Genomic DNA, 25,746 nt, shown 5'->3' with positions numbered 1-25,746 from the left:
ACAAGCCGCCAGCCTTCATTACATGTTTTTAGCTTTTTCAGTTGCTTCTTCAATAGAACCAACCATGTAGAAAGCTTGCTCAGGTAAATCATCATATTCACCAGCAAGAATGCCTTTAAAGCCAGCAATGGTGTCTTTAAGTGATACATACTTACCAGGAGAACCAGTGAATACCTCTGCAACGAAGAACGGTTGAGATAAGAAACGTTGGATCTTACGCGCACGGTCAACAGTCTGTTTATCTTCTTCAGAAAGTTCGTCCATACCTAAGATAGCAATGATATCTTTTAGTTCTTTGTAACGTTGTAATGTTGATTGTACGCCACGCGCTGTTTCATAGTGCTCGGTACCAATCACTAATGGATCTAACTGACGTGAAGTTGAATCAAGTGGATCGATTGCTGGGTAAATACCTTGAGCAGCGATATCACGAGAAAGTACAACTGTTGCATCTAAGTGAGCAAAGGTTGTTGCTGGGCTAGGGTCAGTCAAGTCATCCGCAGGTACATATACCGCTTGGATTGAAGTGATTGAACCTTTCTTAGTTGAAGTAATACGCTCTTGTAAGATACCCATTTCTTCAGCAAGTGTTGGTTGGTAACCTACCGCTGATGGCATACGACCTAATAGTGCAGATACCTCAGTACCAGCAAGCGTATAACGATAAATGTTATCAACGAAGAAAAGTACGTCACGACCTTCGTCACGGAATTTCTCAGCCATTGTCAAACCAGTCATCGCTACACGTAGACGGTTTCCTGGAGGCTCATTCATTTGACCGTAAACTAACGCAACTTTATCAAGTACGTTTGAATCGTTCATTTCATGATAGAAATCGTTACCTTCACGAGTACGCTCACCAACACCAGCGAATACAGAATAACCACTGTGCTCGATTGCGATGTTACGGATAAGCTCCATCATGTTAACGGTTTTACCAACACCAGCACCACCGAATAGACCAACTTTACCACCTTTGGCAAATGGACATACTAAGTCGATTACTTTGATACCAGTTTCTAACAATTCATTCGCAGCAGCTTGATCAGCATATGCTGGTGCTTCACGGTGAATTGACCATTTTTCTTCTTCGCCAATTGGGCCAGCTTCATCGATCGGCTCACCCAATACGTTCATAATACGACCCAAAGTGGCAGTACCTACTGGCACCTGGATGTTATTACCTGTGTTTACTACGTTCAGACCACGACGCAAACCGTCAGATGAACCCATAGCGATTGCACGTACTACGCCACCGCCTAATTGCTGTTGTACTTCAAGTACTAAGCCTGAAAGGTCACCTTCAGTTACATTTAATGCGTCATATACCTGAGGTACAGCATCTTGTGGAAACTCTACATCCACAACTGCGCCAATGATTTGGACGACTTTACCTGTACTCATGTTTAATCCTCTATAATTGTGCTCTTTTTACAAGAACATTTACCTATACCGCTGCAGCACCAGCACAAATCTCACTCAATTCTTGTGTGATACTTGCCTGACGTGCTTTGTTATATACCAATTGTAAATCGTCGATTAAGTCACCTGCATTATCGGTTGCGGCTTTCATTGCAACCATACGAGCTGCTTGCTCACATGCGAGGTTTTCAACTACACCTTGATATACTTGAGACTCTGTGTAACGAACCAATAATTGATCAAGCAATGCTTGTGCATCAGGTTCATACAAATAATCCCAACGATGTTGTATTGCGTCATCGTCTGACTTAGGTAAAGGTAAAAGTTGATCGATGGTCGGCTCTTGCGTCATGGTGTTAACAAACTTGTTATACACAATGAACAGCTTATCAATGTCACCATTGTCATAGGCATTCAGCATCACCTTAACACTACCGATAAGGTCTGTTACTGAAGGGCTATCACCCAACCCTGAAATTTGTGATGTTACATTAGCGCCCATGTTGTTGAAAAAAGCAGTCGCTTTTGAACCAACAACACCAAACTCAACATCAGCACCTTGCTCTTGCCATTTACCAGCATCAGCAAGCACCTGTTTAAATAAATTAATATTTAAACCACCACATAATCCACGATCAGTAGAGACAACGATATAGCCTACGCGCTTAACTTCACGCTCTTCCAAATAAGGATGGCGATATTCTAAGTTACCAAGCGCGATGTGACCGATCACATTTCGCATATTTTCAGCGTATGGACGAGAGGCAGCCATAGATTCTTGCGCTCTGCGCATCTTACTGGCTGCAACCATTTCCATCGCGCTGGTGATTTTCTGCGTATTTTGTACGCTTCCAATCTTCGATTTTATCTCTTTAGCGCCGGACATGACTATTCTCTCCGAAAGTTAACTAATTACCAAGTTTGCGTAGCTTTGAATGTATCAATTGCTTTCGCTAAACCTGCTTCAATGTCTTTATTGTAATCGCCACTTTCGTTGATTGTAGCCATCAACTCAGCACACTCATTGTTTGCGTAGGTTAATAACGCCGCTTCAAAATCAACTACTTTGTTGATTTCAACATCTGTTAAATAACCTTTCTCAGCAGCAAATAATGATATTGCTGTTTCCGCAATTGATAGTGGGCTGTATTGCTTCTGCTTCATTAATTCTGTTACGCGTTGACCGTGTTCTAATTGAGCACGTGTTGCGTCATCTAGGTCAGAAGCAAATTGCGCGAACGCTGCTAGCTCGGCATATTGAGCTAACGCTAAACGGATACCACCACCCAATTTCTTGATGATTTTCGTTTGTGCAGCACCACCAACACGAGATACTGAAATACCCGCATTTACCGCTGGGCGAATACCCGCGTTAAATAGGTTAGATTCTAAGAAGATCTGACCATCGGTAATTGAGATTACGTTTGTTGGTACGAATGCTGATACGTCACCCGCTTGCGTTTCAATAATTGGTAATGCAGTTAATGAACCCGTTTGGCCCTTAACTTCACCATTAGTGAATTTTTCTACATAAGCTTCATTTACACGAGCGGCACGCTCTAATAAACGAGAGTGAAGATAGAAAACGTCACCTGGGTATGCTTCACGTCCTGGTGGACGACGTAATAGCAATGAAATTTGACGATAAGCAACAGCTTGCTTAGACAAATCATCATATACAATTAACGCATCTTCACCGCGGTCACGGAAGTATTCACCCATTGAACAACCAGAATATGGAGCAAGGTATTGTAATGCTGCCGCTTCAGAAGCCGATGCAACAACAACAATCGTGTTGGCTAATGCGCCGTGCTCTTCTAATGAACGAACAACGTTTGCTACTGTTGACGCTTTTTGACCAACAGCTACATAAATACTCTTAATACCAGTGTTCTTTTGGTTAATAATGGCATCTAATGCGATCGCTGATTTACCTACTTGGCGGTCACCGATGATAAGTTCACGTTGACCACGACCAATTGGAATCATTGAGTCGATTGATTTAATACCAGTTTGTACTGGTTCATCTACCGATTTACGTTCGATAACACCTGGTGCAACAACTTCTACAGGAGAGAAGCCATCATTATCAATTGGGCCTTTGCCATCAATTGGTTCACCTAAGGTGTTTACTACGCGGCCTAATAAGCCACGGCCTACTGGTACTTCTAAAATACGACCAGTACCTTTAACTTTTACGCCTTCAGCAAGGTCCGCATAAGGACCCATAACTACCGCACCTACCGAATCACGGTCAAGGTTTAACGCGATAGCGTAACGACTGCCAGGAAGTTCGATCATCTCACCTTGCATTACGTCTGCAAGACCGTGGATGCGAATAATACCGTCAGTTACAGAAACGATAGTACCTTCGTTACGAGCTTCACTAACTACGTCAAACTGGTCAATTCTATTCTTGATCAGTTCAGCGATTTCAGTGGAATTCAGTTGCATGCTCTATTCCCCGTTAAGATTGTATTGTTGTTGCTAAGCGGTCCAATTTACCTCGTATTGAACCATCTATTACCATGTCACCAGCTTTGATTAACAAGCCGGAAACGACGTTTGCGTCTACAACACAATTGAGCTTTACTTTTCTAGCCAAACGCTTTTCAAGCGCGGCGCTTATTACTTTTTGTTGTGCTGCTTTTAATTTCACAGCAGATGTAACATCCACAGAGATTTCTTTCTCATATTCAGCTTTTAATTCACTGAATTGTTCCAGTACCTGTGGTAGCACCAACAAACGATGATTTTCAGCCATTACTTTGATTAAGTTCTGGCCTTTACTGTCGAGCTGGTCTTCACAAACTTTTAGGAATAGATCCGTTGCTTGTTCAACCGATGCGCCACCCGAAAGGTAGTTCACCATAGTTTCGTTTTGAGAAACTTCTGCGGCAAACACTAGCATAGTTAACCAGTTGTCTACTGCATCAGCTTCAACAGCAAAATCAAACGCTGCTTTAGCATAGGGACGAGCGACAGTTGTCAATTCAGACATAGCTCTTTACCCTCTTAAAGTTCAGCTACAAGTTTATCTAAGATGTCGCTGTGCGCAGCGGCATCAATTGAACGCTCGAGAATTTTCTCAGCACCAGCTACTGCAAGAACCGCCACTTGTTGGCGTAATTCTTCTTTCGCTTGGTTACGTTCAGTCTCAATTTCTGCATGACCAGCAGCTAAGATTTTCTCTTTCTCTGCTTGTGCTTTTTCTGCAGCTTCTTCAACAATTTGTGCTTCACGCTTTTTAGCAGCTTCAACAATTTCTGCTGCTTGCGCTTTAGCTTCTTTTAGTTGCGCCGTGGCTTTCTCTTGAGCAAGCTCAAGATCTTTAGCAGCACGGTCTGAAGCAGCTAACCCGTCAGCAATTGTTTTCTGACGTGTTTCAATGGCACCCACAATTGGAGGCCATACAAACTTCATACAAAAAATTACAAATACGACAAAAGCAACTAATTGACCAATTAACGTGGCATTAATATCCATTGTACGTACCTCCTATCAATGTTCGTAAATAAAAATCAGGTTCTTAGCCAAGACCAACAACGAACAATAGGTATAGACCGATAGCAACACCGATCATCGCGATAGCATCAATAAGACCCGCTACGATGAACATTTTAACTTGAAGCTGTGGCGCTAATTCTGGTTGACGAGCAGCAGATTCTAAGAACTTACCACCTAATAGACCAAAACCGATAGCAGTACCTAGAGCACCTAAGCCAATTAGTAAAGCAACTGCGATAGCAATCATATTTATCTCCGATTATTTAAAGTAAAGTTTAAAGTTTAAGTAAAATAGTACTTCGGGCTTCCTGCCCTAAACCCTTCGGGCCGACCTTTGTCGTTTAACTCTTTCCCGAAGAGTTAGTGATCTTCATGCGCTAGGCTTAAATAAACGATAGTTAGCATCATGAAAATGAACGCTTGTAATGGGATTACCAATAAATGGAATGCTGCCCATAAAAAGTGTACTGGCAACTGGAATAAACCAATTGTCGCAATTAATAAGAAAATTAACTCACCCGCATATAAGTTACCGAATAAACGTAACGCTAATGATAGTGGGCGTGCCAACATAGTCACGGTTTCTAAGATAAAATTGACCGGATAAAGTGACCAATGGCCAAACGGCTGTGTGGTTAATTCTTTAATAAATCCACCAATACCTTTAACTTTGATTGAGTAGTAGATCACTAAGAAGAACACACCAAATGCTAATGCAAATGTAATGTTAGGATCAGTTGTTGGCACTGGTTTCATATAGATATGAGATAACTCTATACCAGAAACCCAATGAATTAAGTGCGGTAATAAATCAACCGGCACCCAGTCCATCGCATTCATTAACAATACCCAGACAAAAATTGTCAGGCTTAATGGTGCAATTAAAGGATTCTTACCATGGAAAGTACTTTTAACGCTATCATCAACAAAGTCGACAATCATTTCTACCGCGCATTGTAATTTGCCTGGTACTCCAGTTGTTGCTTTTTTAGCAACCGAACGGAAAATAACTAAAAAGAGCAAACCTAAAAAGACAGACCAACCTAAAGAATCTAAATGAACAGTCCAGAAACCTTCACCGACAGTTAAATTAGCTAGATGGTGCCTAATATATTCTTGGCTGGTTAATTCAGCAGCTGAAGACATATTATTTTTCCCAATGATTAAAGTTTAAAAATAAAGGTGTTAGTAGCGGCATAACCACAACTAAACAAAAACCAACAAAAAAGGGTACCGGTAATAACACTAAAAACTTGAAGGCTAGTGCAAATAATAGCGCGGTCAATCCCAATTTTAATTTCACACCACTAAAAAATGAATTCATCACTTGTTTAGCAGCACGAGCACCTGCATATTTAAATGCTTTATAGGCAAATACAACATTAGGGACTATCGCCACAGCACCTCCAACTAAAGTTGAATAAGCGTGAGATAATCCCCAAATAAAATATGTTATTAATGTAAAAGTTATTACGGCAATACACATAGCAAGCAATTGTTTTATTGCAACTTGCCTACCTTTTGCTGTTAACGCATTATTTTGCCAAGTTATCACTTGACTCTCCAAACGAAATCTTTCGTAAAACTCATACTTTTTTAAAGCGCAAACAAGGAACTTTAAAAAGTCGACGCAAGTATACTTAATTACACCGTGAATGCAACAAAATAGGGCATTAGATGCCCTCAATATGTGCGATTAACGTGTAATTTTTAATATCACTGATATGAATATTTAAAAAGATCCAAAACGAGCAACAATGCCATCAAGTTCATCAAGGTTGCTGTAAGAAATGACCAATTTACCTTTGCCTTTTTTATTATGGTTAATGGTGACTTGTGAACCGAGCTTTTCAGATAAGTTTTGTTCTAACGATTGGGTGTCAGGATCTTTAACTTTTGCCGCTACTTCTTTTGCCGGCTCTTGCATTTTTTTAATAAATGCTTCGGTTTCTCTGACCGTTAACTCTTTAGCAACTACAGTACGAGCAGTGTTGGTTTGCACATCATTTTGTAACGCTAATAAAGCACGGGCATGACCCATTTCAATATCACCATGCTCTAACAAAGTTTTTACTTCTTCATTTAAGTTATTTAAACGCAATAAGTTCGTAACTGTTGTCCGTGATTTACCTACAGCATCAGCGACTTCTTGATGTGTTAATTCAAACTCGGTTAACAATCGCTCTAAAGCAACGGCTTCTTCCATGGCATTAAGATCTTCCCGTTGAATATTTTCAATCAACGCCATGGCGACAGCTGCTTCATCTGGTACGTCTTTAATTAAGCAAGGTACCATATCAATATTGGCTAATTGGGCAGCTCGCCAACGACGTTCACCGGCAATGATTTCATAGCTATCTTTCGCAAGTGGGCGCACAACGATCGGCTGGATAATCCCTTGAGATTTAATCGAATTACATAATTCATCAAGCGCATCAGGAGACATATCTTTTCGCGGCTGATACTTACCCGGTTGTAACTGTTCAATCGGTAATTTTTGTAATTCGCTTGTATTTGGATTATTCGTTTCCGTCTGTTCAATAGACGCTTGTTCATTATCTTGCTGCTTGCGTGGTGCATTAGTTAGTAATGCATCTAATCCACGACCTAGGCCTCTACGTTTTGACGGACTCATAAATTTCCTTGCTGAATTTTTTTATTCGGTAGTAACTTGCTGATTTGCAGTTTTTTCTTGCTCTGCTTTGCGGAGTATTTCCCCAGCAAGAGCCAGATACGCTTTTGCACCCGTCGATGATTTATCATAATACATCGCCGGAGCACCAAAACTTGGTGCCTCTGCCAACCTGACATTACGAGGAATAACCGTACGATAGACTTTATCACCAAAATGACGTTTCAGTTGTTCCGATACATCATTTGCTAATCGATTACGCGGATCATACATAGTCCGTAAAATACCTTCAATGTGTAAGTTACCGTTGACGACAGAAGTTAACTGCGAAATGGTATCCATTAATGCTGTTAAGCCTTCTAAGGCATAATACTCACATTGCATAGGAACTAATACTGAATCAGCGGCGGTCATCGCGTTTACGGTCAACATGTTCAATGAAGGAGGGCAATCAATAATAATAAAGTCATAGTGACTTTTTACCGGTGCTAACGAATTTTTTAAGCGTTGTTCACGAGCAAACACTTCCATTAATTTAATTTCAGCAGCGGTTACATCAGTATTGGCAGCAATTAAGTCATAAATTCCCGCGGTTTCTTTACACACTACCTGTTCAAATGGTAATTCATCGATCAATAATTCATAGCAAGTTGCAGGTACTTCATATTTATCGATACCACTGCCCATAGTGGCGTTACCTTGAGGATCAAGATCAATCAATAACACTTTACGCTTGGTTGCTGCCAAAGATGCAGCTAAATTGACCGCAGTGGTGGTTTTTCCAACCCCACCTTTTTGATTAGCAACTGCAATTATTTTTCCCACTAGAACCTCAAACGAATTTATTCTTGTTAAACTTTTTTTAGTTCAATCAAATGACGTTCACCAATTAATTCAGGAACAGTTATTTGAACGCTATTTTCTAATGTTATGCCTTGTGGCAACTGTTGTAATTCTTGTTCAGGGTATTGCCCCTTTAATGCAAAAAAACGTCCGTGCTCATTTGGGATCAGGTGTGAACACCAAGTGATCATATCTTCTAATGATGCAAAAGCACGGCTTAGCACACCATCAAATAATTTTTCAGGTTGATAAGCTTCTACTCGAGAAAGTAGAGGAGTTACATTATCAAGTTTTAATTGAAATACAACCTGTCTTAAAAAGGTAATGCGTTTTCCTAAGCTATCTAACAAAACGAATTGCTTCTCTGGATAAAGTATCGCTAAAGGGATCCCTGGCAAACCGGGCCCTGTTCCTACATCAATAAATGATTGACCTATAAGTGATGGCCCTACCATTAAACTGTCCATGATATGCTTGACTAACATCTCACTCGGGTTTCTAACCGATGTTAGATTATATGCTTTATTCCATTTATTTAATAATTCAACATATTGAATTAAAAGGGCAATTTGGTCTTCATCCAAGCTGAGATCTGTTTGGGCAACCAACTTAACCAGTTCATTATGTAATGACATTAATGATAAGCCTACTTAATTATTGTTATTTATGCTGATTTTCTAAGCAACCCATGCTTTTTCAAATACACTAAGAGTAATGAGATTGCAGCGGGTGTTATGCCTGAAATACGAGACGCTTTACCAATAGTTTCGGGCTTAGCATCTGTTAATTTTGCTACCACTTCATTCGATAATCCAGAAATTTGTCCATAATCAAACGAAGTTGGGATCAGCGTATCTTCATGACGTTTTTTCTTTGCAATATCATCAAGTTGACGTTCAATATAGCCGGCATATTTAATTTGAATTTCGACTTGCTCAGTAGCTTGTTTATCCGCTAATTCAGCACCTAGTCCCTCAATTTTCATTAAGTCGTTATAACGAACTTCTGGACGACGAACTAAGTCTTCTAGGCTGTTTTCTCGGCTAATCGGCGTTTTTAATAATTGATTAACTTGTTCAACGGCTTGGTGATCTTTTTGGATCCATACCGATTTTAATCGTTGACGTTCTAACTCAATATTTTCCATTTTTTCATTGAATCTACGCCAACGGTTTTCATCAACCAGCCCCAATCGATAGCCATGTTCTGTTAGGCGAATATCGGCATTATCTTCTCTCAATAATAAGCGATATTCAGCACGCGAAGTGAACATACGATACGGTTCTTTTGTTCCTAAGGTGGCTAAATCATCGATTAACACCCCCATGTATGCTTGGTCGCGTCCTAAAACAAGTTGTTCTTTGCCTTGTACCTTGGCGGCTGCATTTGTCGCCGCAATAAGACCTTGCGCACCAGCTTCTTCATAGCCGGTAGTCCCATTAATTTGACCAGCAAAGTATAAATTACTAATAAATTTACTTTCTAAGGTTTGTTTTAAATCTCGTGGATCAAAATAGTCATATTCAATCGCATAGCCTGGTCGGGTTATATGTGCATTTTCAAAGCCTTTAATTGATCGAACTAAATCCATTTGTACATCAAAAGGCAAACTTGTTGAAATACCGTTAGGGTAAACTTCATGGGTAGTTAACCCTTCAGGTTCAACAAAAATTTGATGAGAATTTTTATCCGCAAAACGGGTGATCTTATCTTCAATTGACGGGCAATATCTCGGACCAACACCATCAATAACGCCTGTATACATTGGCGAACGATCTAATCCGTTTCGTATAATCTCATGTGTTTGTTCATTGGTATGAGTGATATAACATGAAATTTGCTTAGGGTGATCATCTAACGATCCCATAAACGAAAAGACTGGACGAGGATCATCACCTGGCTGCTCTTCCATTACTGAAAAATCAAGCGTACGAGCATCTAAACGCGGTGGAGTACCTGTTTTTAGGCGATCCATTCTAAATGGCATATCACGTAATTTATTTGCTAAGTTGGTACTAGCTGGATCTCCTGCACGGCCACCTTGATAATTATTCAAGCCAATATGGATCTGACCAGCTAAGAAGGTACCAACGGTAAGGACAACGGATTTAGCTTTAAATTTAAGCCCCATTTGCGTTGAAACACCAACGACTTGATCGTTTTCTAAAATTAGATCATCACAAGGTTGTTGAAAAATAGTGAGATTTTGTTGATTTTCAAGATAATTCCTCACAAAAGAACGGTACAGAACTCTATCTGCTTGGGCTCGAGTTGCTCTTACCGCAGGGCCTTTACTGGCGTTTAACGTTCTAAATTGGATCGCAGCGTGATCAATCGCTGTTGCCATTAAACCACCAAGTGCATCAATTTCTTTAACTAAGTGACCTTTACCAATTCCACCGATGGCAGGATTACATGACATTTGACCTAAAGTATCAATATTATGGGTCAATAATAATGTATTACAGCCCATACGTGCTGAGGCTAATGCAGCTTCAGTACCTGCATGACCACCACCAACAACAATTACATCATATGAGCTTTGATACCACATAAAAATTTAGCCTTGAAAATCATTTAAAAATAAAAGGGCACGTATTTTAACTTTTTTTAGCATCAAGGGGAATGATCAAATTAAGAAAAAAGATCGCATGACGATCACTTAATAATATATAAGATCTATTTAAAGATCTTATTATTACTTACTACTAGTAAAAAGGATCTTTGTGGATAAGCGATTTTCTTTAATTTAAAACAATCACTTATGGCTAACCTTTCTATGTGATCAAACCTTGATCAAAGCAGGAAAAAGCTTTGATCAAAAGCTTGTTTTATCCACAGGGCTAAGTTTTGAATTATTTATAAACTGGAAAATAAAGGTTAATTAATAGCTTTTTTTATTTTTATCCACATTTGAAAGTTATTTCTGTTATTAATGTGAATAACTTATTAGTAACCGTTTATAAAAGATCTTTATTTGCTAAGATCCACGCCTGAGATTCTTCCTCAGGATCTATATCTTGTTGCATATCTAAGGTTTTTAAATTTAATAATTCTACACAACCTTTTGATTTTAATAATTTATCTATGTTTTTTGCTGCTTGGCAGTAGGTATCATAACTTGAATCTCCTATGCCGATCACTGCAAATCGTATCGATGATAGATCATGCTTGCTTGTTGTGAGTTGTTTGATGAAAGGTAGAATATTGTCTGGGTAGTCGCCTGCGCCATGTGTCGATGTACAGATCAACCAAGTTTGGCTTTCGTGTGGAATATCATCAAAATTAGGTTGTAAATGCAGCGCTGTTTGATGACCCAATGCTGTTAATGTTTCTTCACATGCTTCGGCAACATATTCTGTGCCACCTAACATGCTACCGACAATGATCTGAATACTTGCCATTATGAGGATCCTTAATTGTAAATAATGTAATTTCGAGTGGTGATAGCCTCATTATAATTAGCTGGTATGTTGTTGCTATCTTTTCTCTTCTATAAAAGATGAGGTAGGTCACATTTTTATGTGAAAACACGCTAACGATTGCTTTTAGCTCAGTATTGTTAGCGTGTTGTTCTGGCTGAAAAGTGTAGTAAAGCTATTTACCTATACAGAAAGATGAAAATATTTGTCCTAATAAGTCATCATTAGTAAATTCACCTGTGATTTGATTAAGAGCTTGTTGGCATAAGCGTAATTCTTCGGCAAGTATTTCACCTGCAACATAAGCTTCTAATTGATCTAATCCTGTTATTAAGTGATGATGTGCTTGTTCTAAGGCGGCTAAATGCCGACGCCTTGCCATAAAACCACCTTCCATGTTCCCTTGGTAACCCATAATATCTTTTAAGTGTTGTTTGAGCGCAGAGACGCCATTTCCCGTTTTTGCCGATAAAGCAATGGTAGGCAAATCTGCTTGCTCGATAATACCTGTTGGAGTGCCTGATATATCTGCTTTATTTCTGATCACTGTAAGCCCGATATTTTCTGGGAGTTTCTCGAAAAAATCAGGCCAGATAGATTTAGGATCTTCATGCAGCTCATGGGTTGAATCAACCATAAGTAAAATACGATCGGCCTGATTAATTTCTTGCCAAGCTCGTTCAATGCCTATTTGTTCAACTTTATCTGCGCTTTCTCTTAACCCCGCGGTATCGATAATATGTAGTGGCATTCCATCAATATGAATTTGCTCTGAAAGTACATCTCGTGTTGTACCTTCTATGTCAGTTACTATCGCAGACTCCTTACCGCTTAAGGCATTTAGTAAGCTTGATTTACCTGCGTTAGGTCGCCCTGCAATCACTACCCGCATACCTTCTCTGATTATGCTGCCTTGTTGTGCTTGCTGTTGAACATTCTCGACTTGTTTGATGATTGCTTTGAGATCATTGACTATTTTTTCATCGGCAAGAAAGTCGATTTCTTCTTCTGGAAAATCAATCGCTGCTTCTACGTACATGCGTAAATGTATAGTGCTTTCTACCATATCTTGTACAAGTCTTGAAAAATCACCTTGTAAGGAATGTAGTGCACAGCGAGCGGCTTGTTCTGAACTGGAATTGATCAGATCGGCAATCGCTTCGGCTTGTGTCAGATCTAATTTGTCATTGATAAATGCTTGTTCACTAAATTCACCGGGTTTTGCCATGCGAACATTATCGAGAGATAATATCTCTTTTAATAGCATGTCGAGGATCACTGGCCCACCATGGCCTTGAAGTTCAAGTACATCTTCGCCGGTAAAAGAATTAGGCCCTTTAAAATATAGAGCAATACCTTGATCTAACGCTTGTTGATTTAAGTCGTTAAAGGTTAAATACTCCGCTTTACGTAACTCTGGCAGTTTCCCTAAGATTGCCTGGGCAACATTTGCCACTTCTGGCCCTGATACACGAATAATACCTACGCCTCCCCGGCCTGGGGCTGTTGCTTGCGCTGCGATAGTTTCTTTTCGAGAGAAAGCTTGTGTCGTCATCGGGTACCTAAATCATGTTGTGGCTAAGAAAGCGGCTATTATAAACCCTTTGATTGAAATAGGTAATAGTGGCTAAAGGAGAATCAGCCTACAGAGTGCAGATCTTATTGTTTGAGTTGGCTACTAGCTATCTTATGTACTTATAAAAAACGCGACTTAAAAGTCGCGTTTTTATTGTCAAATAGTTCAGTGTTATTTTGCTTTTTGCTTTTCTAATGCACTGAATATTATCTTCATTTGAATAATTGAAATGACATTACTGACCAACCAGTACAATACTAATCCTGATGGGAACCAGAAGAAAAATACGGTAAACATTACTGGCATATATTGCATGATTTTTTGTTGCATCGGATCTTGTATCGTCATCGGCTGCATTTTTTGCATGATGTACATACTGATCCCCATTAATATCGGTAAGATGTAATATGGGTCTTTTGACGATAAATCTTGTAACCATAAACCAAAGGTTGCATGGCGTAATTCGACACTTTCTAAAAATACCCAGTATAGCGCTAAGAAAATTGGCATTTGAATTAACAGTGGTAAGCAACCGCCCGCAGGATTAACTTTTTCTTTACGGTACAGCTCCATCATTGCTTGTGACATTTTTTGTCTGTCATCGCCAAAACGCTCTTTTAATTGCGTCATTTTAGGCTGTAATTCACGCATTTTAGCCATTGATGAGTATTGCGCTTTAGTAAGCGGATACATTAGGCCTTTTACTATGATGGTAATAATAATAATGGCAATACCCCAGTTAACTACGAGCGCTTGAATCTGTAGTAATAACCAGTGCAGTGGCTGACTGATCATAAATAAAAAGCCAAAATCAACGGTAAGCTCTAGACCATCAGCAATTTCGCCTAAGTTTTCCTGATCCTTTGGCCCTACATACAAGCTAGTAGATGCAGTTGCTTGTTGATTTGGCTCTATTAATATTGCCGGTGCTTTGAATCCTATGACGGCTTCATGATTACGGGTATAGCTGGTATAAAGTTGGTTCACTTCATTTTGTGCTGGGATCCAGGAAGCAACAAAGTAGTGTTGCAACATGGCAACCCAACCACCTTTTGTTGCTACATTTAAGTTGGCATCAGCAATATCATCAAAGTCATATTTTTCATAGCGCTCGTCTTGAGTTGAATATGCAGCACCACGATAAGTGGGTAGTAAACCAGAAGCTTCTTTATCAACAATGCTAGATTGTTTTAGCTGGGCGTATAGTTCGACACTTGCTGTGCTAGAAGATTGGTTATCAATAATGTAATCAAGTGATACTTGATAATTTGATTTTTCAAAGGTAAAGCGCTTAATAACACTTAAGCCCGATTCCGTCACATAAGTTAAATCTATCACTAACGGGCTATCACCTGCTAATTGATAATCTTGCTTTTCGGTGTGATAGATTGGACGACCTTTAACTGTTCTGTCGATCCCTTGCGCGCCTGTTAAACCACTTTGTGCAATGTAAGTAAATTGACCATTTTGCATGATGGTAAAGGGGGTTTCACTGCCTTGTTCTGTTTCATAATCTAATAAAACGGCCTCAACAATGTCGCCACCTTGGGTGTTAATTTTAATTTTTAATACATCAGTTGTTACGGTAATTAGGTTTGCAGTAGCTGGTGTAGCCGCTACAGGCTTATTATTTGCTTCGCTTGAAGCAGGAACAAAGTCGTCAGAAGTCGCAGCAGATGGTGTTGCGCTATTTTGAGCAATAATATCTTGTTCCTGTTTTACAGGCGCATTATCTAACTGCCATTGCTGGTATAATAAAAAGGTGACAACCATTAAGGCAATGAACAGAAAACTGCGTTGAGATTCCATAATATGTTATTTCTCTTTTTTTAGTGGTGGCACGGGATCTTCACCTCCCGCATTTAATGGGTGGCATTTTAGTATACGTTTGCTTGCTAACCAACAACCTTTTATCACACCGAAGCGATTTATTGCTTCAATTGCGTAATTTGAACAAGTTGGATTAAATCGACAATTGTTGCCGAGTAGTGGGCTAAGCCAACGCTGATAAGCTTTTACTAAAGATATCGCAATTATTTGTGGCGCTGAATTATTTTTCGCCATATTTTTTCTAATTGCTGTCTGATTTGATGATTTTCAAGTGTATCTGTGCCAGATTTCACCATTACGACCAAATCAATATTTGGTAATTGATGCTGGTTTAAGCGAAAACTTTCTCTTATTTGTCGTTTGATACGGTTACGTTGAACGGCTAATTTGACACGCTTTTTGGCGATGGCTAGACCTAATCGCTTATTGTTATCAGTATTTGATGTCACTAAAATAGTGATATGACTTGAACCAAATCGGATTGGTTTTTTGAATACATTTTGGAATTGACTGGGAGTCAATAAACGTGACTCCCGAGTAAATTGATTAGTAACCATTTGGTTACCTTCTCTTTATTAAAGATTAAACAAAGAGATTACGCGCTTAGGCGTGCACGGCCTTTTGCACGACGACGTGCAAGTACTGCACGACCGTTTTTAGTAGCCATACGAGCACGGAATCCGTGGTTACGTTTACGCTTTAATACGCTAGGTTGAAATGTTCTTTTCATTACGCTATCCGTCGGTTGTTGTTGCCCTGGCAAAACCGCCGTTTCGAGCACACTGGGTCTAAAAATGAGGGCGAATTCTATATATAAATAAATTAATTGTCAATATTTATTGTCTCTTTAAATTAAAAAGATCCTTAGAGGATCTTTGCTGGATCTAATGACTATCCACAGTTTTATAACAGTGGTTGTCAAATTTGATGGAAATTTGTACTTTTCGGCTTTATTTAGAGTTAAATATTCTATCAATATATTTTTAAATCAAATTAAATATATATCAATTTATGTATTTAATTCAGTGGGTTAGTGTTTTGTACTCGTTGTTATTACGTTTAATGGAAAAGTCAATATTGCACTTGTGGATAAGTAAAGAGATAATGCCTCAATCAAATAACAATAATCTTTTTAGTGGCGGCTGATGATCTTTTAGTACGTTACTATTTTACGGAGTTTTTTTTGGATCATTCTCTATGGCAACGATGCCTCTCTGTTTTGCAAGAGGAACTTCCTACTCAGCAATTTAGTATGTGGATCAGACCTCTACAATGTGTTGTAGATGAAAACATCATGACCTTGTATGCGCCTAACCGCTTTGTGTTAGATTGGGTTAGAGATAAATATGTCGATCGGATTAATGAATTAGTATCGTTGGAAGAGTCGGGTAACCCGCCTTTACTTCGTTTTGATGTTGGCAGTATTCCTAAAGCAGCAAAGATCGTTGTTGAAGATGATAAAGCATTCGCTCCTCGTAAAACAAACAACAATGCTTCTTCCAATAGTACAGTCAATTTTCCTGAAGCCAATTTACCGAAAAAGACCAATGTTCGACTCAATTATACTTTTGATAATTTTGTTGAAGGTAAATCAAATCAATTAGCTCGTGCAGCTGCTTCGCAAGTTGCTGATAATCCTGGTTCTGCTTATAACCCATTGTTTATCTACGGTGGCACTGGTTTAGGTAAAACTCATTTATTACATGCCGTTGGTAACGGTATTTTGTTGAATAAACCTGATGCCAAAATTGCTTATATGCATTCGGAACGTTTTGTTCAAGATATGGTACGAGCGTTGCAAAACAATGCCATTGAAAAATTTAAGCAGTATTATCGTGGAGTTGATGCATTATTAATTGATGACATTCAATTTTTTGCTAACAAAGAAAGAACTCAGGAAGAGTTTTTCCATACTTTTAATGCCTTACTTGAAGGTAACCAGCAAATCATTTTAACCAGTGATCGTTATCCAAAAGAGATAGATGGTGTTGAGGATAGATTAAAATCTCGTTTCGGTTGGGGCTTAACCATTGCAATCGAGCCTCCAGAACTAGAAACGCGGGTAGCCATTCTTAAACGTAAAGCTCAGGAGAGTCAGATTAATCTTGCTGATGAAGTTGCCTTCTTTATTGCTAAACGATTGCGCTCTAATGTTCGAGAACTCGAAGGGGCATTAAACCGTGTTATAGCGAATGCGAATTTTACCGGTAGAGCAATTAATATCGACTTTGTTAAAGAAGCATTAAGGGATTTACTTGCCTTACAGGATAAGTTAGTTACTATCGATAATATTCAGAAAACAGTTGCCGAATATTATAAGATTAAAGTTGCTGATTTACTTTCAAAAAGAAGAAATCGCTCAGTGGCTAGACCTAGACAAATTGCAATGGCATTATCTAAGGAGCTAACCAATCATAGCTTGCCTGAAATTGGTGATGCATTTGGTGGTAAAGATCATACAACCGTGTTGCATGCGTGTAGAAAAGTAAAGGAATTACGTGAAGAGTCTCATGATATTAAAGAAGATTATTCTAATTTAACTAGAACCCTTTCATCCTAAGCATAAGGTATAAGAATAGTAGGTATAAAATGAAGTTTTCATTGAACAGAGAGTTGTTATTAAAGCCATTGTTGCTTGTTTCAGGTGCGGTTGAACGTAAAAGCACATTGCCTATTTTGGGGAATGTACTTTTTGATGTTAGTGGGCAATCACTTACTTTGACTGCCACGGATTTAGAACTTGAAATGGTTGCATATGCCACTATTGATAATCAAGGTGAAGATGGTAAGTTAACAATTCCTGCGAAGAAGTTATTGGATATATGCAAAAGCCTTCCAGATGGCTCCATGATAACTTTTGATACAGCTAATGATGATACCGTGATTATTTCTTCAGGACGTAGTAAATACTCCTTATCTATTTTACCCGCTGATGATTTCCCAAATATCGAACAGTGGCAAGGTGATGTAGAGTTTAAGTTATGTAAGTCTGAGTTATTGCGTTTAATTGAAAGCACACACTTTTCTATGGCTAACCAAGATGTTCGCTATTATCTTAATGGTATGTCAATCGAAACAGAAGGAAATGAAATTCGTTCTGTTGCCACCGACGGTCATCGTTTAGCTATTTGTAAGATCCCTATTAATTCGCTGCAATTGCCTAATCGCCAAGTGATAGTTCCGCGTAAAGGCATATTGGAAATTATTCGTTTGCTTGATCCTGTAGAAGAAGAAGTACAAGTGTACTTAGGTTCTAATCATATTCGTATTATTGATAATGAATTTTCTTTTACCAGCAAGTTAGTTGATGGCCGTTTTCCTGACTATCGACGAGTGCTGCCACGCAATGGTGATAAGGTATTAACCACTGACAATAACCATTTACGCCAAGTGCTATCTCGTGCGTCTATTTTGTCTAATGAAAAGTTTAGAGGAGTTCGTTTAAACTTCTCAAACTCTGAATTAAAAATAACCGCTAATAATCCTGAGCAAGAACAAGCTGAAGAAGTATTAGAAGTAGACTTCCCTTATGATGAAGTTGAAATTGGTTTTAACGTTAACTATGTCCTTGATGTGCTTAATGCAATTAAAGATGATAGTGTTAAATTTACTTTGGCAGATGCTAATAGCAGTGTGGTTATCGAAGGTGAAACTTCAAGTGAAGCTACTTATGTAGTAATGCCAATGCGATTGTAATGAGTGTTAAAGAGCTTCAAGCATTTAATTTTCGCAACTTAGATTCAAGTAAAATACTACTACATGAAAAATTAAACTTTTTTATTGGTGATAATGGCAGCGGAAAAAGTAGTTTATTAGAAAGTTTATTTTATTTAGGGCATGGTAAATCTTTTCGTTCTGCAAACGTTAATAGTTTAATTAATGTTGCCAATGATTCTTTTGTTATCAGTGTTAAAACTGAAAATGACAGACAGCTAGGCATAAAACGAACTTCGGTCGGTGAGACCGATATAAAGATTAATGGCGTTAAGCACAATAAACTTTCTGATTTGGCTAAAAACCTTGCTGTCCAGGTTGTGACTCCTGAAAGCTTTAAGCTTTTTTTTGGTGGTCCTAAAGAACGCAGAAAGTTTGTCGATTTAGGATTGTTTCACGTGAAACATTCTTTTCCTTCAAATTGGAAAACTTTTAATCGCGTGTTAAAGCAAAGAAATGCCTGCTTAAAAGCGAGGCAAAATATTGAACAATATAATTACTGGACAAGCGAATTTTGCCGCTTATCTGAAGAGATTGCAGCACAAAGAAAAGAATATATTGAACATCTAAGAGAAGAGTTTTCAACCTGGTTAAAGTTATTTTTACCTAATGTTGAAGATGATATTTCGATACAATATATTCAAGGATGGCATAGCAAGAAGGAATTATCACAAGTCTTGCTAGCAAATAAACAGAAGGAATTAGAAAAAGGTTTTTCGTTATTCGGTGCTCAGAAATTTGATGTTAGATTTCTTTTAAATAATTTAACGTTAGATCAACGTTTGTCCCGTGGCCAACAAAAGTTGTTTTTACTCGCGTTAACTTTTGCTCAAACTAAATTAATTGAGCAAGGTAAACGAGTAAAGCCAATTTTATTGATTGACGATGTAGGTGCAGAACTCGATGTTAATTCTAGAGCAATTCTAGCTGACATTGATAAGTACTTAGATTGTCAGACGATAATTACGGCGATAGATAAAGTTGCTTTGGAACCCATGGTTCCAGACAATAATAATTATAATATGTTTCACGTGAAACATGGAAAAATATCCGCAATGAGTAAATAGGCTAATAGCTATGACTGTAGAAAATGAATATGGCTCCGACAGTATAAAAGTATTAAAAGGGCTCGACGCTGTACGTAAAAGACCTGGTATGTATATAGGTGATACTGATGATGGTACGGGCTTACACCACATGGTTTTTGAGGTATTAGATAACTCAATAGATGAAGCCTTAGCAGGTCACTGTAATGATATTGTGGTAACTATCCATTTAGACGGATCGGTTTCAGTAAAAGATGATGGCCGTGGAATACCGACAGATCTTCATCCAGAAGAAGGGGTGTCTGCTGCTGAAGTTATTATGACAGTACTTCATGCTGGCGGTAAATTTGGTGGTGAAGACTCTGGCTATAAAGTATCTGGTGGTCTACATGGTGTAGGTATTTCTGTTGTTAATGCGTTAAGTAATAAATTGAAATTAACCATTAGAAGAAAAGGTAAATTGCATGAGCAAGAATATCGTCTAGGCGAGCCAGTAGCGCCATTAGCTGAAGTAGGTGAAAGTGATAATACCGGTACAGAAGTACGTTTTTGGCCGAGCGCAGAAATATTTTCAGATGTTGAATTTCACTACGATATTTTAGTGAAACGTATTCGTGAATTATCTTTCTTGAACTCAGGCGTTTCAATTAAACTGATTGACGAACGCGATGAAACTAAGGGAGAGCACTTCCATTATGATGGTGGTATTCAAGCCTTTGTTGATTATTTAAATACTAATAAAACTCCAGTTAATGAAGAGATTTTTTACTTCGATTTGGCTCGGGAAGATGGCATTGTTGTAGAAGTGGCAATGCAGTGGAATGATGGTTTCCAAGAGAACATTTTTTGTTTTACTAATAACATACCTCAGCGTGACGGTGGTACTCATTTAAGCGGCTTTCGCACAGCATTAACCCGTACCTTAAATACTTATATGGTAAAAGAAGGGTTAAATAAATCGAAAAAAGGGGAAACAAGTGCCTCTGGTGATGATGCGCGAGAAGGCTTAACAGCAGTTATTTCAGTAAAAGTACCTGATCCAAAATTCTCATCACAAACAAAAGATAAATTAGTATCTTCAGAAGTTAAAACTGCTGTTGAACAAGCTATGGGTGAAAAATTAGGTGATTACTTACTAGAAAACCCAGGTACTGCTAAAACAATTATTATGAAAATAATTGATGCAGCTCGCGCGCGTGAAGCTGCACGAAAAGCAAGAGAAATGACTCGCCGTAAAGGTGCTTTAGATATTGCTGGTTTACCGGGTAAACTGGCCGATTGCCAAGAAAAAGATCCTGCATTATCTGAACTTTATATTGTGGAGGGTGATTCTGCGGGTGGCTCAGCTAAACAAGGTCGTAATCGTAAAAACCAAGCAATATTGCCATTAAAAGGTAAAATACTAAACGTAGAAAAAGCACGTTTTGATAAAATGATTTCCTCTGCAGAAGTAGGTACCTTAATCACGGCATTAGGTTGTGGTATTGGTCGTGATGAATACGACCCTGAAAAGCTTCGTTATCATAGTATTATTATTATGACGGATGCTGATGTCGATGGTTCACATATTCGCACCTTACTACTCACTTTCTTTTATCGTCAAATGCCAGAAATAATCGAACGTGGTTATGTCTATATTGCGCAGCCTCCACTGTATAAAGTGAAAAAAGGTAAACAAGAACGATATATTAAAGATGAAGATTCCTTAGTAACTTACTTAACTTCATTAGCATTAAATGGTGCAGCAATATATGTGAATGAATCAGCACCAGCGATAGCGGGTGAAGGTTTAGAAAAATTGGTTAATAATTATCGAAATACCATGGATATTATTAAGCGAGTTTCTCGTCAAATACCCAAAGATATTCTTGAAAAGATGATCTATAGCCAAGCGATTAAGCCAGAAGAGTTTAAAGATAAAACTAAGGTAGATGCTTGGACACAAGAGATCATTGGAAAACTTCAAGAGCAAGATGGTAATGGTTCACTTTATAGTGCAGCAGTTAAACATGACCAAGAACGCAACATCTATTATGCAAGCTTTAATGTTTGCCAACATGGTATTGATAGAGTGTTTAACTGCAGTTATGAGTTTATTCAATCCAGTGAATTTGCAGCAATCATAAATCTCAATAATGCGATCAATGGCATGATGGAAGAAGGTGCCTATGTTAAACGTGGTGAGAAAACTAAGCCAGTAGAATATTTTGAAGAAGCATTAGAATGGCTAATGGCAGAGTCAAAACGTGGTCAATATATTCAGCGCTATAAAGGTTTGGGAGAAATGAATCCGGATCAATTATGGGAAACAACCATGGATCCAGAATCTCGCCGAATGTTACAAGTAACCATTGAAGATGCTATTGCAGCAGATCAGTTGTTTAACACCTTAATGGGCGATCATGTAGAACCAAGACGAAACTTTATTGAAGAAAATGCCCTTAAAGTGGCTAACTTAGATATTTAAGAGGTTTTATTTTAGAGAAAAGGCCACATTATGTGGTCTTTTTTGTTATATATTAAGCACTTAGATGTACTTAATTAAGTTTGAATTTGGTGTTGATGATTAACTATTAGTAAATATAGATAGTCGGGCATCAAAATAGTTAAATATTTAGACAGTAATTGAGTAAAAACTCAAAAAATTAAAGCTGAAACTAGTCGAATAAACCAGCAAACGTTATACTAGCGCCAGCATCCAACTAACTCAGTATTAAAATCGGATAGACATGAGTACGTTTAACATAAAAACATTCCAAGGTTTAATCTTACAGTTACAAGATTATTGGGCAAGGCAAGGTTGTGTCATAGTGCAACCGCTTGATTTAGAGGTAGGTGCGGGAACTTTTCACCCGATGACATTTTTACGTTCAATTGGCCCAGAACCAATTAGCAGTGCTTATGTGCAACCATGCCGTCGACCAACAGATGGTCGCTATGGTGAAAACCCTAACCGCTTGCAACATTATTATCAGTTTCAGGTAATGCTAAAGCCGTCACCAAAGAATATTCAAGAATTGTATTTAAATTCATTACAAGAGCTGGGCATTGATCCGCTAGTGCATGATATTCGTTTTGTCGAAGACAACTGGGAATCACCAACATTAGGCGCTTGGGGCTTAGGTTGGGAAGTGTGGTTAAATGGTATGGAAATTACCCAATTTACTTACTTTCAGCAAGTGGGTGGTCTGGAGTGTTCGCCGGTAACGGGTGAAATTACTTATGGCTTAGAGCGTTTGGCAATGTATATCCAAAATGTAGATAGCATTTATGATCTAGTGTGGACTGACGGCCCGATGGGTAAAGTTTTATATGGTGATGTGTTTCATCAAAATGAAGTTGAACAATCAGCTTACAACTTTGAACATGCAGATGTGGACGCACTCTTTAACACTTTCGATCAGTGCGAAAAAGACAGTGAAAAGTTAATAGAAAAAGGTTTAGCTTTACCTGCTTATGAACAAGTAATGAAGGCTTCTCATGCTTTTAACTTATTAGATGCACGCCATGCAATTTCCGTGACTGAGCGACAACGTTATATTTTGCGTGTAAGAACATTATCGAAGGCTTGTGCTGAAGCCTACTATGCAACCAGAGAACAATTAGGCTTCCCTATGTGTGAAAATACAGCGCAAGGAGGGGAGTAAGAGCATGACTACAGAAACTTTATTAATTGAATTGGGAACGGAAGAGTTACCACCTAAATCGTTGAAAAAACTGGCCACAGTGTTTTATGAACAAATCACCAGTCAATTAGATGCGGCTGATTTACCCTATCAAGAGGCCAAGTGGTTTGCTACACCAAGGCGCTTAGCTGTCAAGGTTACAGCGTTAGCAGCACAACAAGCAGATAAAGAGATTGAAAAGCGTGGTCCCGCCGTGAATGTTGCTTTTGATCAAGAGGGTAATCCTAGTAAGGCTGCACAAGGCTGGGCGAAAGCCAATGGCATTACTGTTGAACAAGCACAACGCATAACAACAGATAAAGGTGAGTGGCTATTACATAAAGCAATACAAAAGGGTGAATCAGTTGAGAACTTAATTGCTGATATGGTCAACAATGCACTCAATAAATTACCAATTCCAAAGCCGATGCGTTGGGGTAGTGAACGCATTCAATTTATTCGACCTGTGCATACACTGACCTTGATGTTCGGTGACAAGATTATTCCAGGTGAAGCCCTAGGAGTGAGTTCGAATAATTTGCTACAAGGGCATCGTTTTCATCATCATGAAATGATAAAACTAACTCATGCAGATGATTATGAAACCGCATTAAAAGAGGCGTATGTTCAAGTTGATTATCAGCAACGACAACAAGCCATTGTTGAACAGATTAAAGCTGCAGAACAATCGCTAAACGGCACTGCATTGGTTGATGAGGAACTACTTGAAGAAGTTACATCACTAGTTGAATGGCCGGTTACTTTGATCGGTAGTTTTGATGAAAACTTTTTACAAGTACCTGCCGAACCATTGATTTATTCAATGAAAGACCATCAGAAATACTTTCCAGTCAATGACAAGCAAGGTAACTTAATTAACAAGTTTATCTTTGTTACTAATATTGAAAGTAAAGAGCCAGAAAAGGTGGTTTTTGGTAATGAAAAAGTGATCCGTCCTCGTTTAGCGGATGCAGAGTTCTTTTTCAATACGGATAAAAAGCAATCACTTGAATCTAGATTAGCAAGTTTAGAATCAGTATTGTTCCAGAAGCAACTTGGTACATTAAAAGCTAAATCAGAACGTATTGCCATGCTAAGTGAGCATATCGCTAAGGCTATTGATGAAGATGCATTACTAGCTTATCGTGCTGGTTTATTGAGTAAAACTGACTTAATGAGTGAAATGGTGCTTGAGTTCCCTCAAGTACAAGGCACCATGGGTAAGTATTACGCATTGCATGATGGTGAGCCAGAGCCAGTAGCACAAGCGTTGGAAGATCAATATCGTCCTCGTTTTGCTGGAGATAGCTTACCAGAGGCTAATATTGGTTGTGCAGTAGCTATTGCCGATAAAATTGATACATTAGTTGGAATATTCGGCATCAATCAAGCACCTAAGGGAGATAAAGACCCATTTGCTTTACGCCGTGCAGCGATTGGCTTAATTCGTATTATTATCGAAAAGCAATTAGATTTAGATATTGCAACACTAGTGGCTGAAAGCATTACCTTATATGGTGACAAGCTAAGTAATGAAAATACCCAACAACAAGTGATCGATTTTGTCTTAGCTCGTTTTAGAGCGCATTATCAAGAGCAGCAAATTTCTGTTGATGTCATCCAGGCAGTACTTGCTAATCAGCCAACAGCGCCTCTTGATTTTGACAAGCGAGTCTCAGCGGTGATGCACTTTAAATCTATGGCAGAAGCTGAAACCTTAGCAGCAGCCAATAAGCGTGTTGGTAATATTTTAGCAAAATTTGAAGGGGAACTATTCCCTCAATTTGATAAAGGCCTTACCACTGATGCGGCAGAAACAACTTTAGCTGACACTTTTGCTGCTATCAGAGAAAAGCTTATCCCATTACAAGCAAGTAAAGATTACCAAGCGGTGTTAACCGAGCTTTCGCAAATTCGAGAACCGATTGATAGCTTCTTTGATAGTGTCATGGTAATGGCTGACGATGAGCAAGTGAAAGTAAACCGTTTGACATTGCTAAATGAGATCAGAAACAGCTTCTTAGCGGTTGCCGATATTTCATTATTACAAAGCTAACGATGAAGTAATTATCTTATAGCTACTGTCAGA

Annotated in this window: 24 protein-coding genes; 6 read left to right on the top strand and 18 right to left on the bottom strand. The window is 38.6% G+C overall.

The genetic code is table 11. The features are described from left to right. Positions 1 to 18 precede the first annotated feature (18 nt). The 18 genes from atpD to rpmH form a co-directional block, all read right to left on the bottom strand. Positions 19 to 1,404: a F0F1 ATP synthase subunit beta gene (gene atpD, locus IV514_RS14170; RefSeq protein ID WP_206485940.1), complete on the bottom strand. Its 1,386-nt coding sequence runs from the start codon at positions 1,402 to 1,404 to the stop codon at positions 19 to 21. A 43-nt stretch (positions 1,405 to 1,447) separates the two neighbouring features. Further along, complete coding sequence (gene atpG, locus IV514_RS14165; RefSeq protein WP_206485939.1) at positions 1,448 to 2,308, bottom strand: F0F1 ATP synthase subunit gamma; 861 nt, start codon at positions 2,306 to 2,308, stop codon at positions 1,448 to 1,450. A 26-nt stretch (positions 2,309 to 2,334) separates the two neighbouring features. Then, positions 2,335 to 3,876, bottom strand: coding sequence for a F0F1 ATP synthase subunit alpha (gene atpA / locus IV514_RS14160; protein WP_206485938.1), 1,542 nt, complete (start codon positions 3,874 to 3,876; stop codon positions 2,335 to 2,337). 13 nt (positions 3,877 to 3,889) lie between these two features. Then, on the bottom strand, positions 3,890 to 4,423 hold the full coding sequence (atpH, locus tag IV514_RS14155) for a F0F1 ATP synthase subunit delta (RefSeq protein WP_206485937.1): 534 nt from the start codon (positions 4,421 to 4,423) through the stop codon (positions 3,890 to 3,892). Positions 4,424 to 4,437: 14 nt separating this feature from the next. Continuing rightward, positions 4,438 to 4,908 (bottom strand): F0F1 ATP synthase subunit B, encoded by a 471-nt coding sequence (gene atpF / locus IV514_RS14150; protein ID WP_206485936.1) that lies wholly within the window; start codon positions 4,906 to 4,908, stop codon positions 4,438 to 4,440. A 43-nt stretch (positions 4,909 to 4,951) separates the two neighbouring features. Next, the gene (gene atpE, locus IV514_RS14145) at positions 4,952 to 5,176 is read right to left on the bottom strand and encodes a F0F1 ATP synthase subunit C (protein ID WP_206485935.1); all 225 of its coding nucleotides are present in this window, start codon (positions 5,174 to 5,176) and stop codon (positions 4,952 to 4,954) included. 113 nt (positions 5,177 to 5,289) lie between these two features. Beyond that, a complete protein-coding gene (atpB, locus tag IV514_RS14140) occupies positions 5,290 to 6,075 on the bottom strand; it encodes a F0F1 ATP synthase subunit A (RefSeq protein ID WP_206485934.1) in 786 nt (261 codons plus the stop codon). A gap of 1 nt (position 6,076) precedes the next feature. Beyond that, positions 6,077 to 6,484, bottom strand: a complete 408-nt coding sequence (locus IV514_RS14135) for an ATP synthase subunit I (RefSeq protein ID WP_346776934.1) — start codon at positions 6,482 to 6,484, stop codon at positions 6,077 to 6,079. 177 nt (positions 6,485 to 6,661) lie between these two features. Next, positions 6,662 to 7,564 (bottom strand): ParB/RepB/Spo0J family partition protein, encoded by a 903-nt coding sequence (locus IV514_RS14130; RefSeq protein ID WP_206485933.1) that lies wholly within the window; start codon positions 7,562 to 7,564, stop codon positions 6,662 to 6,664. Between the two features lie 21 nt (positions 7,565 to 7,585). Beyond that, the gene (locus IV514_RS14125; protein ID WP_206485932.1) at positions 7,586 to 8,386 is read right to left on the bottom strand and encodes a ParA family protein; all 801 of its coding nucleotides are present in this window, start codon (positions 8,384 to 8,386) and stop codon (positions 7,586 to 7,588) included. Between the two features lie 26 nt (positions 8,387 to 8,412). Continuing rightward, on the bottom strand, positions 8,413 to 9,039 hold the full coding sequence (gene rsmG / locus IV514_RS14120; protein ID WP_206485931.1) for a 16S rRNA (guanine(527)-N(7))-methyltransferase RsmG: 627 nt from the start codon (positions 9,037 to 9,039) through the stop codon (positions 8,413 to 8,415). Positions 9,040 to 9,068: 29 nt separating this feature from the next. Next, positions 9,069 to 10,958: a tRNA uridine-5-carboxymethylaminomethyl(34) synthesis enzyme MnmG gene (gene mnmG, locus IV514_RS14115; protein WP_206485930.1), complete on the bottom strand. Its 1,890-nt coding sequence runs from the start codon at positions 10,956 to 10,958 to the stop codon at positions 9,069 to 9,071. A 406-nt stretch (positions 10,959 to 11,364) separates the two neighbouring features. Next, positions 11,365 to 11,808: an FMN-binding protein MioC gene (gene mioC / locus IV514_RS14110; RefSeq protein ID WP_206485929.1), complete on the bottom strand. Its 444-nt coding sequence runs from the start codon at positions 11,806 to 11,808 to the stop codon at positions 11,365 to 11,367. A 193-nt stretch (positions 11,809 to 12,001) separates the two neighbouring features. After that, entirely contained in the window at positions 12,002 to 13,381 is a 1,380-nt protein-coding gene (gene mnmE, locus IV514_RS14105; protein WP_206485928.1) for a tRNA uridine-5-carboxymethylaminomethyl(34) synthesis GTPase MnmE, read from the bottom strand. Between the two features lie 192 nt (positions 13,382 to 13,573). Next, entirely contained in the window at positions 13,574 to 15,211 is a 1,638-nt protein-coding gene (gene yidC, locus IV514_RS14100; RefSeq protein WP_206485927.1) for a membrane protein insertase YidC, read from the bottom strand. A gap of 6 nt (positions 15,212 to 15,217) precedes the next feature. Continuing rightward, positions 15,218 to 15,466, bottom strand: coding sequence for a membrane protein insertion efficiency factor YidD (gene yidD / locus IV514_RS14095; RefSeq protein WP_206485926.1), 249 nt, complete (start codon positions 15,464 to 15,466; stop codon positions 15,218 to 15,220). Continuing rightward, positions 15,436 to 15,789, bottom strand: a complete 354-nt coding sequence (gene rnpA / locus IV514_RS14090) for a ribonuclease P protein component (RefSeq protein ID WP_206485925.1) — start codon at positions 15,787 to 15,789, stop codon at positions 15,436 to 15,438. Before rnpA ends, yidD begins: the two co-directional genes overlap by 31 nt. A gap of 38 nt (positions 15,790 to 15,827) precedes the next feature. After that, positions 15,828 to 15,962: a 50S ribosomal protein L34 gene (gene rpmH, locus IV514_RS14085; RefSeq protein ID WP_074496262.1), complete on the bottom strand. Its 135-nt coding sequence runs from the start codon at positions 15,960 to 15,962 to the stop codon at positions 15,828 to 15,830. 453 nt (positions 15,963 to 16,415) lie between these two features. Between rpmH and dnaA the strand changes: the two genes are divergently transcribed. The 6 genes from dnaA to glyS all read left to right on the top strand — a co-directional run bounded on the left by dnaA (position 16,416) and on the right by glyS (position 25,713). Continuing rightward, positions 16,416 to 17,792, top strand: a complete 1,377-nt coding sequence (gene dnaA, locus IV514_RS14080) for a chromosomal replication initiator protein DnaA (RefSeq protein WP_206485924.1) — start codon at positions 16,416 to 16,418, stop codon at positions 17,790 to 17,792. A gap of 29 nt (positions 17,793 to 17,821) precedes the next feature. Further along, positions 17,822 to 18,928 carry a DNA polymerase III subunit beta gene (gene dnaN, locus IV514_RS14075; RefSeq protein ID WP_206485923.1) on the top strand — a complete coding sequence of 369 codons (1,107 nt, stop codon included), beginning with the start codon at positions 17,822 to 17,824 and terminating at the stop codon, positions 18,926 to 18,928. Further along, the gene (gene recF / locus IV514_RS14070; protein ID WP_206485922.1) at positions 18,928 to 20,013 is read left to right on the top strand and encodes a DNA replication/repair protein RecF; all 1,086 of its coding nucleotides are present in this window, start codon (positions 18,928 to 18,930) and stop codon (positions 20,011 to 20,013) included. The genes dnaN and recF overlap by 1 nt, the downstream gene beginning before the upstream one ends. A gap of 10 nt (positions 20,014 to 20,023) precedes the next feature. After that, positions 20,024 to 22,459 carry a DNA topoisomerase (ATP-hydrolyzing) subunit B gene (gene gyrB, locus IV514_RS14065; protein ID WP_206485921.1) on the top strand — a complete coding sequence of 812 codons (2,436 nt, stop codon included), beginning with the start codon at positions 20,024 to 20,026 and terminating at the stop codon, positions 22,457 to 22,459. A 262-nt stretch (positions 22,460 to 22,721) separates the two neighbouring features. Further along, on the top strand, positions 22,722 to 23,639 hold the full coding sequence (gene glyQ / locus IV514_RS14060; protein WP_206485920.1) for a glycine--tRNA ligase subunit alpha: 918 nt from the start codon (positions 22,722 to 22,724) through the stop codon (positions 23,637 to 23,639). A gap of 4 nt (positions 23,640 to 23,643) precedes the next feature. Then, positions 23,644 to 25,713 (top strand): glycine--tRNA ligase subunit beta, encoded by a 2,070-nt coding sequence (gene glyS, locus IV514_RS14055; protein ID WP_206485919.1) that lies wholly within the window; start codon positions 23,644 to 23,646, stop codon positions 25,711 to 25,713. The last annotated feature ends 33 nt before the right edge of the window (positions 25,714 to 25,746 follow it).

Source organism: Thalassotalea sp. G2M2-11 (genome assembly GCF_017168195.1).
Lineage (GTDB): Bacteria > Pseudomonadota > Gammaproteobacteria > Enterobacterales > Alteromonadaceae > Thalassotalea_E.
The sequence above is the reverse complement of the archived record's forward strand: the minus strand, read 5'-3'. Positions and strand labels throughout refer to the sequence as shown.

Bases quoted from the DNA above. Each gene is read 5' to 3' on its own strand.
- atpD (WP_206485940.1), bottom strand. From the start codon at position 1,404: ATGAGTACAGGTAAAGTCGTCCAAATCATTGGCGCAGTTGTGGATGTA.
- atpG (WP_206485939.1), bottom strand. From the start codon at position 2,308: ATGTCCGGCGCTAAAGAGATAAAATCGAAGATTGGAAGCGTACAAAAT.
- atpA (WP_206485938.1), bottom strand. From the start codon at position 3,876: ATGCAACTGAATTCCACTGAAATCGCTGAACTGATCAAGAATAGAATT.
- atpH (WP_206485937.1), bottom strand. From the start codon at position 4,423: ATGTCTGAATTGACAACTGTCGCTCGTCCCTATGCTAAAGCAGCGTTT.
- atpF (WP_206485936.1), bottom strand. From the start codon at position 4,908: ATGGATATTAATGCCACGTTAATTGGTCAATTAGTTGCTTTTGTCGTA.
- atpE (WP_206485935.1), bottom strand. From the start codon at position 5,176: ATGATTGCTATCGCAGTTGCTTTACTAATTGGCTTAGGTGCTCTAGGT.
- atpB (WP_206485934.1), bottom strand. From the start codon at position 6,075: ATGTCTTCAGCTGCTGAATTAACCAGCCAAGAATATATTAGGCACCAT.
- IV514_RS14130 (WP_206485933.1), bottom strand. From the start codon at position 7,564: ATGAGTCCGTCAAAACGTAGAGGCCTAGGTCGTGGATTAGATGCATTA.
- rsmG (WP_206485931.1), bottom strand. From the start codon at position 9,039: ATGTCATTACATAATGAACTGGTTAAGTTGGTTGCCCAAACAGATCTC.
- mnmG (WP_206485930.1), bottom strand. From the start codon at position 10,958: ATGTGGTATCAAAGCTCATATGATGTAATTGTTGTTGGTGGTGGTCAT.
- mioC (WP_206485929.1), bottom strand. From the start codon at position 11,808: ATGGCAAGTATTCAGATCATTGTCGGTAGCATGTTAGGTGGCACAGAA.
- mnmE (WP_206485928.1), bottom strand. From the start codon at position 13,381: ATGACGACACAAGCTTTCTCTCGAAAAGAAACTATCGCAGCGCAAGCA.
- yidC (WP_206485927.1), bottom strand. From the start codon at position 15,211: ATGGAATCTCAACGCAGTTTTCTGTTCATTGCCTTAATGGTTGTCACC.
- yidD (WP_206485926.1), bottom strand. From the start codon at position 15,466: ATGGCGAAAAATAATTCAGCGCCACAAATAATTGCGATATCTTTAGTA.
- rnpA (WP_206485925.1), bottom strand. From the start codon at position 15,789: ATGGTTACTAATCAATTTACTCGGGAGTCACGTTTATTGACTCCCAGT.
- rpmH (WP_074496262.1), bottom strand. From the start codon at position 15,962: ATGAAAAGAACATTTCAACCTAGCGTATTAAAGCGTAAACGTAACCAC.
- dnaN (WP_206485923.1), top strand. From the start codon at position 17,822: ATGAAGTTTTCATTGAACAGAGAGTTGTTATTAAAGCCATTGTTGCTT.
- recF (WP_206485922.1), top strand. From the start codon at position 18,928: ATGAGTGTTAAAGAGCTTCAAGCATTTAATTTTCGCAACTTAGATTCA.
- gyrB (WP_206485921.1), top strand. From the start codon at position 20,024: ATGACTGTAGAAAATGAATATGGCTCCGACAGTATAAAAGTATTAAAA.
- glyQ (WP_206485920.1), top strand. From the start codon at position 22,722: ATGAGTACGTTTAACATAAAAACATTCCAAGGTTTAATCTTACAGTTA.
- glyS (WP_206485919.1), top strand. From the start codon at position 23,644: ATGACTACAGAAACTTTATTAATTGAATTGGGAACGGAAGAGTTACCA.